15 protein-coding genes are annotated in these 13,936 nt (G+C 54.5%); 7 read left to right on the plus strand and 8 right to left on the minus strand.

Features of this window, described 5'->3' with window-relative positions; all coding sequences use genetic code 11:
* Positions 1–7: 7 nt before the first annotated feature.
* The 4 genes from GOX61_RS09065 to guaA form a co-directional block, all read right to left on the minus strand.
* Positions 8–904, minus strand: a complete 897-nt coding sequence (locus GOX61_RS09065; RefSeq protein WP_170333020.1) for a DMT family transporter — start codon at positions 902–904, stop codon at positions 8–10.
* A 103-nt stretch (positions 905–1,007) separates the two neighbouring features.
* Positions 1,008–2,138: an OmpP1/FadL family transporter gene (locus GOX61_RS09070; protein ID WP_170333022.1), complete on the minus strand. Its 1,131-nt coding sequence runs from the start codon at positions 2,136–2,138 to the stop codon at positions 1,008–1,010.
* Positions 2,139–2,270: 132 nt separating this feature from the next.
* The gene (locus GOX61_RS09075) at positions 2,271–3,170 is read right to left on the minus strand and encodes a DMT family transporter (protein ID WP_367646952.1); all 900 of its coding nucleotides are present in this window, start codon (positions 3,168–3,170) and stop codon (positions 2,271–2,273) included.
* Between the two features lie 100 nt (positions 3,171–3,270).
* A complete protein-coding gene (guaA, locus tag GOX61_RS09080; RefSeq protein WP_170333024.1) occupies positions 3,271–4,830 on the minus strand; it encodes a glutamine-hydrolyzing GMP synthase in 1,560 nt (519 codons plus the stop codon).
* Positions 4,831–4,922: 92 nt separating this feature from the next.
* On the opposite strand from guaA, the gene GOX61_RS09085 reads away from it, so the two are divergent.
* Together GOX61_RS09085 and GOX61_RS09090 are read left to right on the plus strand one after the other, a co-directional pair.
* A complete protein-coding gene (locus GOX61_RS09085) occupies positions 4,923–5,363 on the plus strand; it encodes a GNAT family N-acetyltransferase (RefSeq protein ID WP_170333026.1) in 441 nt (146 codons plus the stop codon).
* 135 nt (positions 5,364–5,498) lie between these two features.
* Positions 5,499–7,043: a trimethylamine methyltransferase family protein gene (locus GOX61_RS09090; protein WP_170333028.1), complete on the plus strand. Its 1,545-nt coding sequence runs from the start codon at positions 5,499–5,501 to the stop codon at positions 7,041–7,043.
* Here GOX61_RS09090 and GOX61_RS09095 read toward each other — a convergent pair whose 3' ends face one another.
* A complete protein-coding gene (locus GOX61_RS09095; protein WP_170333029.1) occupies positions 7,044–7,343 on the minus strand; it encodes a DUF6477 family protein in 300 nt (99 codons plus the stop codon).
* A 242-nt stretch (positions 7,344–7,585) separates the two neighbouring features.
* On the opposite strand from GOX61_RS09095, the gene GOX61_RS09100 reads away from it, so the two are divergent.
* The gene (locus GOX61_RS09100) at positions 7,586–8,707 is read left to right on the plus strand and encodes a DUF6456 domain-containing protein (protein WP_170333031.1); all 1,122 of its coding nucleotides are present in this window, start codon (positions 7,586–7,588) and stop codon (positions 8,705–8,707) included.
* Positions 8,708–8,768: 61 nt separating this feature from the next.
* Positions 8,769–9,692, plus strand: coding sequence for a hydrogen peroxide-inducible genes activator (locus GOX61_RS09105; protein ID WP_170333034.1), 924 nt, complete (start codon positions 8,769–8,771; stop codon positions 9,690–9,692).
* 47 nt (positions 9,693–9,739) lie between these two features.
* Here the strand turns inward: GOX61_RS09105 and GOX61_RS09110 are convergent, their stop codons facing one another.
* Positions 9,740–10,288: a peroxiredoxin gene (locus GOX61_RS09110; RefSeq protein ID WP_170333036.1), complete on the minus strand. Its 549-nt coding sequence runs from the start codon at positions 10,286–10,288 to the stop codon at positions 9,740–9,742.
* 265 nt (positions 10,289–10,553) lie between these two features.
* Here GOX61_RS09110 and lipA point away from each other — a divergent pair, with 265 nt between their 5' ends.
* On the plus strand, positions 10,554–11,504 hold the full coding sequence (gene lipA, locus GOX61_RS09115; protein ID WP_170333038.1) for a lipoyl synthase: 951 nt from the start codon (positions 10,554–10,556) through the stop codon (positions 11,502–11,504).
* The gene (locus GOX61_RS09120) at positions 11,501–12,658 is read left to right on the plus strand and encodes an amidohydrolase (protein ID WP_170333040.1); all 1,158 of its coding nucleotides are present in this window, start codon (positions 11,501–11,503) and stop codon (positions 12,656–12,658) included. The genes lipA and GOX61_RS09120 overlap by 4 nt, the downstream gene beginning before the upstream one ends.
* Here the strand turns inward: GOX61_RS09120 and GOX61_RS09125 are convergent.
* Positions 12,648–12,821 (minus strand): hypothetical protein, encoded by a 174-nt coding sequence (locus GOX61_RS09125; RefSeq protein WP_170333042.1) that lies wholly within the window; start codon positions 12,819–12,821, stop codon positions 12,648–12,650. The genes GOX61_RS09120 and GOX61_RS09125 overlap by 11 nt on opposite strands.
* Before the next feature lie 27 nt (positions 12,822–12,848).
* Positions 12,849–13,391 (minus strand): hypoxanthine phosphoribosyltransferase, encoded by a 543-nt coding sequence (gene hpt, locus GOX61_RS09130; RefSeq protein ID WP_155142049.1) that lies wholly within the window; start codon positions 13,389–13,391, stop codon positions 12,849–12,851.
* Positions 13,392–13,465: 74 nt separating this feature from the next.
* Between hpt and GOX61_RS09135 the strand changes: the two genes are divergently transcribed.
* Positions 13,466–13,912 (plus strand): type II toxin-antitoxin system RatA family toxin, encoded by a 447-nt coding sequence (locus GOX61_RS09135; protein WP_155142047.1) that lies wholly within the window; start codon positions 13,466–13,468, stop codon positions 13,910–13,912.
* The last annotated feature ends 24 nt before the right edge of the window (positions 13,913–13,936 follow it).

A 13,936-nucleotide genomic window follows, 5' to 3' on the forward strand; every position in this document is an offset into this window, starting at 1 on the left:
GGCGGCGTCAATTGCGCCGTCCTGATCTGCTGAGGATAACAAGGCCAACTGCAAGTATAGCGAACCCGATATAGGCATTGGGAGGCAGTGACTCGCCACGTAACAGAGTGCCAAGCAGTATGGCGACCGGCGGGATGACCAGAGTCACCAGCAGAAGGTTTCCACTGCCGGCAATGGCCAGCACTCGGTAGTAGAGCAAATATGCACCGGCGGTTGCGACGATCGCGTAGTATCCAATCGCTAACCAGGTCTCCAACGGTAATGAAAGGGAAGGGGGCCCATCCACGATCAGCATGATCGGCAGCATCATCACGGTTGATCCTGTCAGCATCCCTGCAGCGGCAACCTGAGGTGAAAGATCAGAAAGGTGAAACCGCGCCCAGACTGCGGCCAATGCATATGACACGGTACCGGCTAGAATGGCGATCTGCGCCACGCTGCGTAAATCAAAGCTCAGAAAATTCTCAATTCCGATTGTTGTTACAACGCCTAAGAACCCCAACCCGACACCAAGCAAACGGAGCCCGGTAAGACGTTCGTCCCGGAAGAAAACGGCTGCGAGCAAAACCCCGAATATCGCGGTTGCGGCATTCAGGATCGAGGTCAGGCCGGTGTCCACATAAAGCTGCCCCCACGCCATCAGTGAGAACGGTAGTACGTTGTTCAGCAACCCCATGATCAGAAACGCCCCCCATATTCGTAGGCTCGTGGGAACCTTCTGACCGCGTATCAGAATTACAGTCCACAATACCAATGATGCCCAGAAAACGCGATGAAACACCGATGTCATAACCGGGATCGTGTCGAGTGCGATGCGGATGGAGAGGAACGAAGCGCCCCAGATAACTCCCAAAAGAGTGAGTTCAAACCAGGCGCGGGGGGAAAGGGTTTTTTGTAATGCCATGGCTCTGTGTCGCATCGTTGGGCTCAGATATGCGACCCGTTTCTTGCGAAAAGAAAACCCCGCCGAAAGGGCGGGGTGATCCGATTTTCAACTCAGGTTACGCTCAGTTGAGGGCGTAGGTAACCTGCAGGCCAACACTCCAGGCGCTGTTACCAGTGAAGTTAGCGCGCGCAGCCGGGCCTGCACCATCCGCAGTCGCGTCGCCCAGATCGGTATAACGAATACCGCCCGAAATCTTGGCCTTCTCCAGAGAGTAGGTCCCACCCACTCCGATACTCCAGAAGCCATCAGTTGGGCCAAGGTTGGAAACCGGCTCATTTGTTGAGGACTCGTATCCCAGAGTTACAGCACCAGAGAATTCATCCGTGAACTGATAACCTAAGCCCAATGAATATGTCCAAGTCGGATCATCATAGTCGACCAATGGGTTCGCAGGCGGATAGTTTGGCGGATCGTAGATAGTTTGTGGCCAATCAACCCAACGGATCGATCCGAAGAGTAGGGTTTTTGGCGCGACACCAGTTTGGAAATCGAGATTCACCGATTGCGGCGAAGCAACCTCACTGTTGGTCTGGAAACTTGCAACTAGGCCAGTACCTGCTGCTTGCGGCGGATTTAGCGATTCCGTTTGTGACAGATCATGAGAGATTTTCGAGTTGTAGGTCAGAGCAACACGTGCTGCGATTTCAGGCTTTTCCCAAGCAACACCAAGTACATATCCGAGGTCCGTCGATGCTCCGCTGTTCACTTCGTACCCTACAGCTGCAGGAACTGCCACATTCGCCTTCAGGCGTTGAATACGCAGACCACCAATGGCGCTAAAGCCGCCATCGAATTTATAGCGCAACAATGCCGTTACCGCATCAGTATCAGCTTTTGCGCGTAGTACATCACTACGACCGCCCGGAACTGGGTTCCGAGATAGAGGGTAGCCAGAGGCGTAGTCGATGTCAGCGCCAAACGGCTGATCATAGATCAGAGCAAAATCCAGTTGATCAGTGAAAGCATGCTTATAGGCCAAATGAGGCGTAAAAAAGCTGTTAGCGACATTACCAGAGTCGACACCGAGCATCGTTCCGCTGACACTTGGTGAGGTGTAGCCCAAACGGAACTGAACGGCAGAGCCTTCTTCGAAAAGAATATTGATTCCCTGACCACTGCGGTCGATGCCGCCCGCCTGTACTGCCGTCGCCCCGACACATACCGCGCACGCTTGTAGCAGCGCTTTTTTCATTTCGTCCTCCCTTTTCACTATCCGATAGCCTCGGGCGCGTCAGAGTGACCGACATACCCCTGCTATTTTTTATAGGTTCCTGATAATCGCGTAGACATTTAAAAAACGTCAACCAGTGACCGAACGTTAGTTTCAGCGAGTGTTCTGCGGCTGTGTTGCGGAATTGATACGATTTTCAGACCAGACGTTCAGGAAAATTCCCGAAAAGATTACAGCGGCCCCCAGCAGGGTCCATTGATCCAATGGCTCGTGATACAGGATCATTCCGACGATCGCGATCGTTGGCAGGCGGGCAAAATCGAAGGGTATCACAACGGTTGCAGGCGCGATGGCCAGAGCGTTTGTGATACAGAAATGTGCAAGTAAACCAGCCAACCCAACAAGGATCAGGAACGGAGCAGTTTCCACTGTCGGCAGTGCAATCTGACCATCCAATCCAGCTGCGACAAGTCCAAGAATGGCCTGCATCACCGTCAACCAGAAAACGATACAGGCGATGCTGGTATGGCGCGTGAGTGTTTTTGTGGAAATCGTTGTTAAAGCGAAGAAAATGGCAGATGCGGCTGCCGCGATCACGCCCGGGCTAATCGCCGTCACCCCGGGGCGCGCGACGATGAGAATTCCAGCAAATCCAATAATCGCCGACGTCATTCGCAGGGCTGTCAGACGCTCTTTTAGCAAGAGTGGGGAGAGAAGGATGACCCAAATCGGCTGAGTGAATTCCAGCGCAAAAACCTGAGCCAAAGGGATGACGCCTACGGCGTAAAACCAGAGATTTTGCCCCGTGAAGTGAAGCGTGTTTCTGACTGCGTGCAGGCCTAATCTATTCGTCGATACCTGGTGCCAGTTTCCGGTAAATGACAGGATCAGGGACACTACGAAAACCCCGACCACGCTGCGGTACATCATGATTTCAAAGGTGTCGTGTGAAAGGCTGAGCTCACGCCCGGCAACCGCCATGGACGAGAATGAAGCTATGGCACCCGTCATCCAGAGGGCGGCCTTACCGATTTCAGCTTTCTTTTCGGTCACACCGAACTCCGATGAAGTCTCGTTCTATAGCATTGATGAGTAATCTCTTTTTGGCCCGAACATACAACAAAAAAGCCGGGACAAAGCCCGGCTTTTCAACTTATTCCCACTCGATCGTTCCCGGTGGTTTTGACGTAATGTCATAGGTGCACCGGTTGATGCCTTTAACTTCGTTGATGATCCGGGTTGCCGTTTCACCAAGGAATTCATGGCTGAAGGGGTAATAATCTGCGGTCATGCCATCTACTGACGTTACGGCACGAAGTGCGCAAGCGTAGTCATAGGTGCGGCCATCACCCATTACACCGACCGTGCGAACCGGAAGAATCGCCACAAAGGCCTGCCAGATCTCGTCATACAGGCCGTGTTTGCGAATCTGATCGATGTAAATCGCATCGGCTTCGCGCAGGATATCCAGTTTTTCGCGTGTGATCTCGCCAGGGCAACGGATCGCCAGTCCTGGTCCGGGGAAAGGATGGCGGCCAATAAAGCTCTGGGGCAATCCCAGCTCGCGACCAAGTGCGCGGACCTCGTCCTTGAACAGCTCGCGAAGAGGTTCGACCAGCTTCAGGCCCATTTTCTCGGGCAGGCCACCTACATTGTGGTGCGATTTGATCGTTACCGAGGGGCCGCCCGAGAAGGATACGGATTCGATGACATCAGGATATAGAGTGCCCTGAGCAAGGAATTCGGCACCATCAATCGTGTCCGCATGTTTCTGGAACACATCAATGAAGAGCTTGCCAATGATCTTGCGCTTGGTTTCCGGATCGCTTTGTCCATCCAGTTCTCCGAGGAACAGCTCGCTCTCATCTGCGTGGATCAGCTGGATGTTGTAGTTGTCGCGGAACATTGAGACGACTTCCTGCGCTTCATTCTTTCGAAGAAGGCCATGGTCCACAAACACACACGTTAGCTGATCACCGATGGCTTCGTGAATCAGGATAGCCGCGACTGAGCTGTCGACACCGCCGGACAGGCCACAGATGACTTTCTTGTCGCCAACCTGTTCGCGGATTTTCTCGATCATCTGCTCGCGATAGGCACCCATGGTCCAGTCACCCTTGAAACCCGCCAGTCTGACGAAGTTCTCATATAGCTTGGCACCTTTGGGAGTATGGTGCACTTCCGGGTGGAACTGGACCGCGTAGAAATGCCGCTCAGTGTCCGCAGTGATTGCAAAAGGTGCATTCGGGGAGGTTCCGAAAACCTCAAAACCCGGTGCAATCTCGCTGACGTGGTCACCGTGACTCATCCAGACCTGCTCGTCGCCATCCGCGAACCAGCCGTTCAGAATATCCAATTGCCCTTTCGGCGTGACAAAAGCGCGTCCAAACTCGGCGGTACCGTGGCCGCTTTCAACCTTGCCGCCCAGCTGGTGCATCATTACCTGTTGACCGTAGCAAATGCCCAGGATGGGCACACCGTAGTCAAAAATCTCCTGCGGGGCGCGGGGGGATCCGTCACGCGTCACGCTGTCGGGCCCGCCAGAAAAGATCACGGCACGGGGTGCCATGTCTCGCACGAAGTCCATCGTGACATTCTGGTAAGGGTGGATTTCACAGTAGACATTCAGCTCGCGCAGGCGGCGGGCGATAAGCTGCGTAACCTGGCTGCCGAAGTCGATGATCAGAAGGCGGTCGTGGGATGTCTGGGTCATACCCGGCTCTTAGGTTGCAAGCCTTGCATGTGCAAGCGCAATGACACCAATTGGTGGAGATGTGGGCCTGTGAATTGAAGGGAAGAGGCGCAATGGCTGATATTCGTTTCCGAAATGCAAGTGTGGGTGATGCGCAAGCAATCAGTAAGTGTATCGACCAAGCTTATGCCGCGGCACGGCGTGACATTCCGGATTTGCCCGACGTTTCGGCGGGCATCGAAGAGGATATTCGAGATCATTGGGTGAGTGTCGCAGAGATAGGTGACGCTCTTGTTGGTGTCATAGTCTTTGCCCGGATCGACCAGGCGATCATGGTCTTCAATATTGCTGTGTCTACAGAGGCCCAAGGGCAGGGTGTGGCGCGGCAGCTATTGGAGATTGCAGAACGAACTGGGCGAGAGCAGGGGTGCAACGTGCTCCGATTGGCGACCCACAGACAGATGCAGGATACGCGGGCGGTGTATCGTCATCTGGGGTGGTGCGAAGAAGAAGCTGAAGGCAACAAAGTCCGGATGTTCAAATCGCTGAACTGACCGAACGCGGGGTAACTGGCGCACGTCAGGCTATTCATGTCGCTTTTACCCCTATTGCGACGTAATCTACATTTGGTCAGGTCCGAGCTTCCTGTAACAAACTTGCAAATCTAACCATCCAGACGGGATTATCTCATGGCAGAGGCAAACACCCGGCGCAGAGCACGAGGTGGCGGTGGCGCCGCCCGCCGGGCCGAGCGCACCGCGGTTCGCATCGAAACGGCGAAATACATCGAACGCAACATTCCTAACTTCGAGATCCTCAACGAAGAAGCGTTGGAGATTATCGAGGCAAATGCAGAAACCGTGCTGGCAGAAGTCGGTGTCAACTTTGTTGACAATCCCGGTGCGTTGCAGCGCTGGAAAGATGCTGGTGCCGATGTCGACGGCGAGCGTGTGCGCATTCCTCGCGGTTTGGCCCGCGAGCTGATCAAGACAGCACCCAGCCAGTTCACCCAGCATGCACGCAACCCCGAAAAATCTGTTGTCATCGGTGGTCGCAATCTGGTGCTGGCACCGGTCTATGGCCCTCCGTTCGTGCGGGATGCGCAGGGCGGCCGTCGCTATGCGACCATGGATGATTTCAACAAGTTCGTGAAACTGGCCTATATGTCCAAGTGGCTGCACCACTCGGGCGGTACGGTGTGTGAGCCGACGGATATTCCGGTGAACAAGCGTCACCTGGACATGCTGATGGCGCACATGACCCTGTCGGACAAGCCGTTCATGGGCTCGGTCACCGATCCCAGCCGCGCGCAGGATTCGGTTGAGATGTGCGAGATCCTGTTCGGCAAAGAGTTCGTGCAGGAAAACACTGTCATGACATCGCTGACCAACATCAACTCGCCGATGACGTTCGACGACGTGATGATGGGTTCGCTTGAAGTATATGCTGCAAACAATCAGGCATGCATCATCTCGCCCTTTATCGTGGGTGGCGCGATGGCACCGGTTTCGGTGGCAGGTACGTTGACACAGGTTCTGGCCGAGGTTCTGGCAGGCGTTGCCTACAGCCAGATTATTCGTCCGGGTGCACCTGCAATCTTTGGTGCATTTGTATCTTCGATCGACATGAACTCGGGTGCGCCGACCTTTGGCACGCCCGAAGCGTCAATGGTAACCTATGGCGCGGGTCAGCTGGCGCGTCGTCTGAACCTGCCGTTCCGTTCGGCCGGGTCATTCTGCGGCTCGAAACTGCCGGACGCACAAGCCGCCTATGAAACCGCAAACTCGCTGAATATGGGCCTGATGTCGGGTGTGAACTTCATGTTGCACTCATGTGGCTGGCTCGAGGGCGGTCTGGTTGCCGACTTCGAGAAGTTCGTCATGGATGCCGATCAGTTGGGTGTTCTGCACGGTCTGGCCAAAGGCGTTGCGTATGACGAAAATGCGCAGGCGATGGACGCGATCCGCGAAGTTGGTCCGGGTGGTCACTACCTTGGTTGCGCCCATACGCAGGCAAACTTCAAAGACGCATTCTGGAAGTCCGAGGTTCTCGACTACAAACCCTTCGAGACCTGGGAAGACGAAGGCGGCCGCGACACGCGTCAGTTGGCCACGTCACGGGTCGAACATCTGTTGGCAAATTACCAACAGCCGCAGCTCGACCCTGCTGTCAACGAAGCACTGAACGCATATGTTGCGGAAAAGAAGGCGTCCGTTCCAGACGCCTTCACCTGATCACTGATATTGTGAAGCGCGGCTGGCCCGGTACAGCTGCGCCTCACCGATCACCGCGATTAACAAATCCAGATGCCGCACCAATGAGTATGCGGCATCTGAGTATTTCCTCATGGCGTTGACCTCGCGCTCAAGCTCCATCAGGCGGATCAATGATGCACTTGGTTTTGGCAGAGTGCCAAAGCCAAGGATGCGTTGTAAATGTCGTTCCCGATCATAGTCTTGTGCCCCGATTCTGGCTGCTCGCGTCAGCAAGCGAGGGCGACGAAGTGAGGCGATCATGGTCGACAGGTCATGCATCAAAGCGTTCCTTGTTATCAGAATTGAACACGATATTTGTCACACAACCATTGCGGGTGTTGCCTTGTTTCTGTTCTCCCCGAACGATGGTTTCACGACTGTTTATCTTTTTGAATCAATTCTGGTTCACGCCGTTTGTGGTTAACGAACAAGTAACGAAAGCGGCTCTAGTTAGATTTGGTTAACGAAAAATCTGACGGCGAAATTTGACAGTTTGTTGTTGTCGACGAGGGCAAATAAATATGGAAAACAGCTTGGCTTTCACCGTTCCGGCATGGGTTCCTGAGGGCGCGCAAAGGTATCTGGCCCACACCGAGGCTGGTAGGTCGATCCGAGATCTTGCGCGATCGGCTGGGTGCCATGCTTCGACAATTCTGAGACAGATCAGGCGGATCGAAATGCGTCGGGATGACCCGCTGGTTGATGCCGCGCTGCAATCCTTGGCCGAGTCCCATTTTCCTTCCGAAGATCACCAAGGGAGGAGGGTTTTCGCATCGCAAGGCACCAAAGACTTTGCCCTGCAGCCGAGCAACGAAGACAATGAGTTTGATCGTGAAGCGTTACGAGTTCTGCGCAGGCTGTGCGAAACGGGTTCGGTACTTGCCGTTGCTGAGGACATGGATAAAGCCGTTGTTGTGCGCGATAGCGGGGATGCTGGCGCAACTCGCACAGCAGTAGTGGATTGCAAGATCGCGCAGGCGCTTGCGCTGCAAGACTGGATTACTTGCGACAACCCGGGGCGCATCTCTCGCTATCGTATCTCGACTGCGGGCCGATCTGCACTGGGTCGACTGATTGCCGAGGCAGAAAACCGGGCGCGGGCTCGCAATGAGTTTGGCATGGCCGAAGCGCAGACATCCTTTCAGGCAGATCAAAGGGGTAAGGCGGGGGCTAGCGCACAACCAAATCGGCAAAGACGTATCCGCTATAGTGCCGCAGAGAGTCCTCTGATTGCTTTGTCTCGTCGCCGGGATCGAGATGGGAACCCATTTCTTGACGAGGCGCTTGTCGCAGCGGGTGAGCGGTTGCGCGAAGACTTTGAACTCGCGCAGATTGGGCCTCAGGTCACCCAAAACTGGGACAAGTTTCTCACCGGGGGCGGTCGGGGTAGTTTCGTGGCGGATGCGCATGTGGGGCGCGGATCCTCCGACGCTCGGGATCGGGTTGCGAATGCGCTTTCGGATCTAGGTCCGGGTTTGAGCGATGTGGCATTGCGTTGTTGCTGCTACCTTGAAGGCCTGGAGCTAGCCGAAAAGCGAATGGGTTGGTCTGCCCGGTCGGGGAAAATTGTACTGCGCATCGCACTGCAACGCCTAAAACGGCATTACGAGGATCAAGCTGAGAAAGACCGAATGATCGGCTGATCTAGCCCAATCATTCATTTACCGATCTTGCGGTTTTGTGGGTGAGTGATAATCAAGGGTTATGAATTTCACCCTCAGACAACTCCAGTACTTAAGAGCGGTTGCCGAGCAGCGTAACTTTGGGCGCGCTGCACAAGTTTGCCATGTCTCACAGCCCGCTCTTTCGGTGCAGATCAAAGCGTTAGAGCAAACAATGGGTGGGCCGCTTTTTGAGCGGCAGGCCCGGGATATTCTGCTCACGCCACTTGGGCGTGACGTACTTGAACACGCGCGGGGTGTTCTTGGTGCGGCGGATCGTCTGGACCGGTTCGCTCGTGACCATTCGGGAGGACATCGATCTCTTTCTATTGGCGTCATTCCGACCGTCGCACCATATTTGTTGCCGGGAGTTTTGGCTGGTTTACGTGCCGCGGATGTCTCGCTTCGTGTTCAGATACGCGAAGCGCGCACCGAACGTCTGTTGTCGATGCTACGCAGGGGTGAGATTGACGCCGCAGTATTGGCGTTACCAGTAGGTGGAAGCGAGCTGGAAGAGCTCCCTTTGTTCGAAGATAGATTTTTACTGGCCGGAAGCGAAGCTCGATTGAGCCGATTGTCAGTCAGCCCCGAAGCGTTGCGACCGATCGATTTGGGTTCTGCGCAGCTAATGCTGTTGGAAGACGGTCATTGTCTGACCGATCAGGCGCTGGAAGTGTGCGGTCAGGACCGCACCAGCGCTCAGATCAACATGGGGGCATCGTCGCTTGCCACGCTGTCGCGTCTTGTGGCCGAAGGGTTTGGGCTGACGCTCATGCCAGAGATTGCCGCGCAGTCCGAATCCGACGCAGTTCCGGGTTTGCGTTTGTTGCGATTTGGCGCACCGCAACCTGCTCGTACAGTTGGACTTGTGCGACGAGCATCGACTGCGAATGAGGATTGGTTTGAAAAGCTGGCTCAGGTCATTCGTCAGGTTGGCGAGGACATTGTCGGAGGCACACGGATATAGAAAAGGCCCGCAATCATGCGGGCCTTCGTGATATTTGAACGACTGGATCAGGCGAGTGCCGGTTCCTTGGCTTCGTCCAGATACTTCTTCAGGTTTTCAGGCGAAGAAACGCCATATGGATCTTCGGGGCAGTTATCCATCAGGCCAGGCTCTTCAAACCAGGCTTCGACGACACCGTCTTTAATGATGGCGGCATATCGCCAGGAACGCATGCCAAAGCCCAGATTGTCTTTGTCGACCAGCATGCCCATTTTACGGGTGAATTCGCCCGAACCGTCTGGGATGACTTTGACGTTGCTCAGTTCCTGATCTTGCGCCCATTTGTTCATGACAAAGCTGTCATTGACCGACATGCAGTAGATTTCATCGATGCCCTGAGCTTTGAAGTCGTCAAAACCCTTCTCGAAACCCGGAAGCTGATAGGTCGAGCAGGTCGGTGTAAACGCGCCTGGCAGCGAGAACAGGACTACCCGCTTGCCCGCAAAATAGTCAGCTGTGGTTTTGTCTTCCCAACGGAATGGGTTGGGACCTTCGATCGATGCGTCGCGTACGCGGGTGTGGAAGGTCACTTCGGGCAGTTTCGCGCCAGTCTTCATGTTCAAACTCCTGTGAATCACATGCGTTTGATTTGCGATTTAAAAGGATTCTAAAAGTGCTTCAATGATTGATATGCCGCGTGTGCAAATTTCCCAATAACCGTTGGAACGCAATGAGATTACAGGTCAAATGTCTATTGTTTTTGGCTTGATTTCTGCGATTGCAAGATGGGTGTGCATAGCAGGTATGCACGGGTAGCGTAATCAGCCTGATCAGTTTATGTTATGGGTAAACCGAATTGACCCAAAGTCAGGAAATTCTTCAGTGCGTGATCTGAAAATCCCGGAGCAAAGGCACCCGGAAAAAGCCCATCGGCCCGACAATGCTCAGCCGAAAAAGCCAAACTGGATTCGCGTTAAGGCGCCGGGCGGCAAAGGGTATGCCGATACGCGCAAGATCATGCGCGAAAACAATCTGGTGACAGTCTGCGAAGAGGCAGGTTGCCCGAATGTGGGTGAGTGCTGGAGCCAGGGTCACGCCACGATGATGATCATGGGCGAGATTTGTACGCGCGGCTGCACTTTCTGCAATATCGCCACCGGTCGCCCGGATACGCTGGATGCGTTTGAGCCGGGTCGCGTTGCACATGCGGTTGAAAAGCTTGGTCTGAATCACGTGGTGATCACTTCGGTCGACCGCGATGACCTTAAGGATGGCGGGGCGGAACACTTTGCGCAGACCATCCGCGCGGTCCGGCACCGTTCGCCCAAAACCACGATTGAAATTCTCACTCCAGATTTTCTGAAATGCGACCCGTCGGTTCTGAAAATCGTGGTTGATGCAAAGCCAGATGTCTTTAACCACAATCTTGAAACGGTTCCGGGGTTGTATCCCGAAGTTCGTCCAGGCGCGCGCTATTTCCATTCTTTGCGACTGTTGCAGCGCGTCAAAGAGCTTGATCCTTCGATCTTTACCAAGTCCGGCATCATGGTGGGACTGGGCGAACAAGAGCAGGAAGTTCGTCAGGTCATGGATGACATGCGGGCTGCGGACATCGATTTTCTGACCATCGGACAGTATTTGCAGCCGACGCCCAAGCACCACGGAGTGGATCGTTTCGTTACGCCCGAGGAATTCGCGTCCTACGAAAAGGCTGCTTATGGCAAGGGTTTCCTGATGGTTTCGGCAACACCGCTAACCCGCTCTTCCTATCACGCGGGCGATGACTTTGCGCGCTTGCGCGAGGCGCGGCAGAAGAAGCTGGGTCAGGCGTGACCCCTGAAACTCTGGCGCGGCTGACATCGCTGCGCCACAAGCTGCATCAATCACCTGAAATCTCCGGTGAAGAGAAAAATACTGCTGCGCAGATTGCGGAGTTGTTGGAGCAACATTCACCCGACCGGATCCTGAAGGATATCGGTGGTCACGGTATTGCTGCCGTGTTTGACAGCGGACAGGCGGGGCCAACAGTTGGTATCCGTTGCGAACTTGACGGTTTGCCGATTCAGGAAATCTCTGATGCACCCTATGTCTCGCGCATTCCTGGGAAGGGGCATCTGTGTGGTCACGATGGTCACATGACAATGGTGCTGGGTGTTGCCGAGGCCTTGGGGAAATCACGGCCACCAAACGGAAAAGTGGTGCTGATTTTCCAACCAGCCGAGGAAACCGGGCAGGGAGCGATTGCTTATCGTGCTGATCCTAAGTTTGCTGAGATCGCATCTGATTACATGTTTTCACTGCATAACCTGCCAGGACTCGACCTAGGTGAGGTTGAGCTGTGCCAGGGGCCAGCCAACTGTGCATCGCGTGGAATGCGGATTGTGTTGAAGGGCAAGACCTCTCACGCTGCGGCACCCCAGGATGGTGTTTCGCCTGCGGGTGCATTGTCTCAGCTCATTCCTGTTTTGGCAGATCTCGGTAAGGGTGGGGCGCTTGACGCAGATTTTGCGCTGACGACAGTCACTCACGCCAGTTTGGGCGAAGCAACCTTTGGCATTGCACCGGGACACGCAGAGCTTTGGGTGACGTTGAGAACAGTGTTTGACAACCGCATGTCACGCCTGATTCAGGATGCCGAAAACCTGGTGCAGTCTGTTGCCAAATCTGAAGGATTGGCAGTGGATATCACGTACGAAGACATCTTCGAAGCCTGCACCAACAATGCCGATGCTACCGAGGTTTTAGCTCAAGCCTGTGCCACACAGAGTGTTCCGTACCAACTGGTTTTAGAACCTCAAAGATTCTCTGAAGATTTCGGTCAATTCGGGAAAGGTGCCAAGTCAGCCATGTTCTGGTTAGGCTCTGGAAAGGACCATCCTCAGCTGCACAATCCAGATTACGATTTTCCGGATGCCCTGATCCCAATCGGAACTGGTATTTTTCTGAGTGCAATTGAGCAGGTGTTGGGGGGAGACCTCAGGGCCTGAGCTTTTGGGGAGGGGAGGTCGCCCATTCAGGCCACCAGCCCAGATACTCAATTCCGCCGACGATCAGGCAGACGGCAATGATCCCGAACACCATCAGCACGCGCCGTTCCGAGGGTGGTTTTCTCACCAACATTGACATACGCAGTAGATGACGCGGGTTCATTCGGCCTCCGATGCGAGGGTGGCAAAATCAGTCCTCGACGAACCTGACTTTGCCAATAAACGGCAAGTTTCGGTTTCTTTGAGCATAGTCGATCCCATAACCCACGACAAATTCATCAGGGATCTCAAACCCGATCCAGTCAGAGCGGAAATCAACCTCGCGGCGGCTTGGCTTGTCTAGCAGGGCAATCGATTTCAACCGCGTGGGCTTGCGGCTTTTCAGCAACTTGGTGACGTGATTCAGAGTATGGCCGGTATCTACGATGTCTTCGACCACCAGCACGTCTCGACCTTCAATGGCACCACGTAAGTCTTTGAGAATGCGTACTTCCCGGCTACTTTCCATCGAGTCGCCGTAAGACGACGCCTCAAGGAAATCCACCTCGATAGGCAGATCGAGTTCGCGCACCAGATCAGCGATAAATACAAAGCTTCCGCGCAGAAGACCGACAACAACCAGCTTGTCTGTGTTGCCAAACTCTTCGGTGATTTTGCGGCAAAGCTCTTCTATTCGGGCGGCAATCGCCTTGGCCGAGATCATCTCATCTATCACATATGCGCGTTGGCTCATCGCTGCCCCCTTGATCTTTGGCGCGCAACATACGACATGACGCGCCATTGTCACCTGCAAATACCTGATACGCCATGCCAGTACATTCGGAAACTCGCCACCTGCAATATACCGCGCAGCAGATGTATGATCTGGTTGCGGACGTGGCCAAGTATCCCGAATTTCTGCCCTGGTGCGCAGCCGCCAGAATCCGACGCACCTATGCGGTGGATGAGGCCAAGGTGCTTGAGGCTGATCTGGTCATCTCGTTCAAAGTGTTTCGCGAGCGCTTTGGCAGCAGAGTAACGCTGTTTCCGGAACAAAAGAAAATCGACACGGAATATCTGGATGGCCCGTTCAAATACATGAAATCCGACTGGCACTTTGAGGACGCGCCGGATGGCGGTTGCAATGTGTTCTTCCATGTGGATTTCGAATTCAAGAATGCGGTTTTGCAGGGTATTATCGGGGTCGTTTTCAACGAGGCCATGAACCGGATTGTTCGCGCGTTTGAACAACGCGCTGCTGACCTGTACGGCTGAGGCTTTACCCCGGCTACGTGCGCG

The organism is Ruegeria arenilitoris, from assembly GCF_013030265.1.
Taxonomy (GTDB): domain Bacteria; phylum Pseudomonadota; class Alphaproteobacteria; order Rhodobacterales; family Rhodobacteraceae; genus Ruegeria; species Ruegeria arenilitoris_E.

Excerpts from the sequence above, each read along its gene's own strand:
- GOX61_RS09135 (WP_155142047.1), top strand. The coding sequence starts at position 13,466 with ATGCCAGTACATTCGGAAACTCGCCACCTGCAATATACCGCGCAGCAG.
- GOX61_RS09110 (WP_170333036.1), bottom strand. The coding sequence starts at position 10,288 with ATGAAGACTGGCGCGAAACTGCCCGAAGTGACCTTCCACACCCGCGTA.
- GOX61_RS09070 (WP_170333022.1), bottom strand. The coding sequence starts at position 2,138 with ATGAAAAAAGCGCTGCTACAAGCGTGCGCGGTATGTGTCGGGGCGACG.
- guaA (WP_170333024.1), bottom strand. The coding sequence starts at position 4,830 with ATGACCCAGACATCCCACGACCGCCTTCTGATCATCGACTTCGGCAGC.
- GOX61_RS09105 (WP_170333034.1), top strand. The coding sequence starts at position 8,769 with ATGAATTTCACCCTCAGACAACTCCAGTACTTAAGAGCGGTTGCCGAG.
- hpt (WP_155142049.1), bottom strand. The coding sequence starts at position 13,391 with ATGAGCCAACGCGCATATGTGATAGATGAGATGATCTCGGCCAAGGCG.
- GOX61_RS09065 (WP_170333020.1), bottom strand. The coding sequence starts at position 904 with ATGGCATTACAAAAAACCCTTTCCCCCCGCGCCTGGTTTGAACTCACT.
- GOX61_RS09100 (WP_170333031.1), top strand. The coding sequence starts at position 7,586 with ATGGAAAACAGCTTGGCTTTCACCGTTCCGGCATGGGTTCCTGAGGGC.
- GOX61_RS09125 (WP_170333042.1), bottom strand. The coding sequence starts at position 12,821 with ATGAACCCGCGTCATCTACTGCGTATGTCAATGTTGGTGAGAAAACCA.
- GOX61_RS09090 (WP_170333028.1), top strand. The coding sequence starts at position 5,499 with ATGGCAGAGGCAAACACCCGGCGCAGAGCACGAGGTGGCGGTGGCGCC.
- GOX61_RS09085 (WP_170333026.1), top strand. The coding sequence starts at position 4,923 with ATGGCTGATATTCGTTTCCGAAATGCAAGTGTGGGTGATGCGCAAGCA.
- GOX61_RS09095 (WP_170333029.1), bottom strand. The coding sequence starts at position 7,343 with ATGCATGACCTGTCGACCATGATCGCCTCACTTCGTCGCCCTCGCTTG.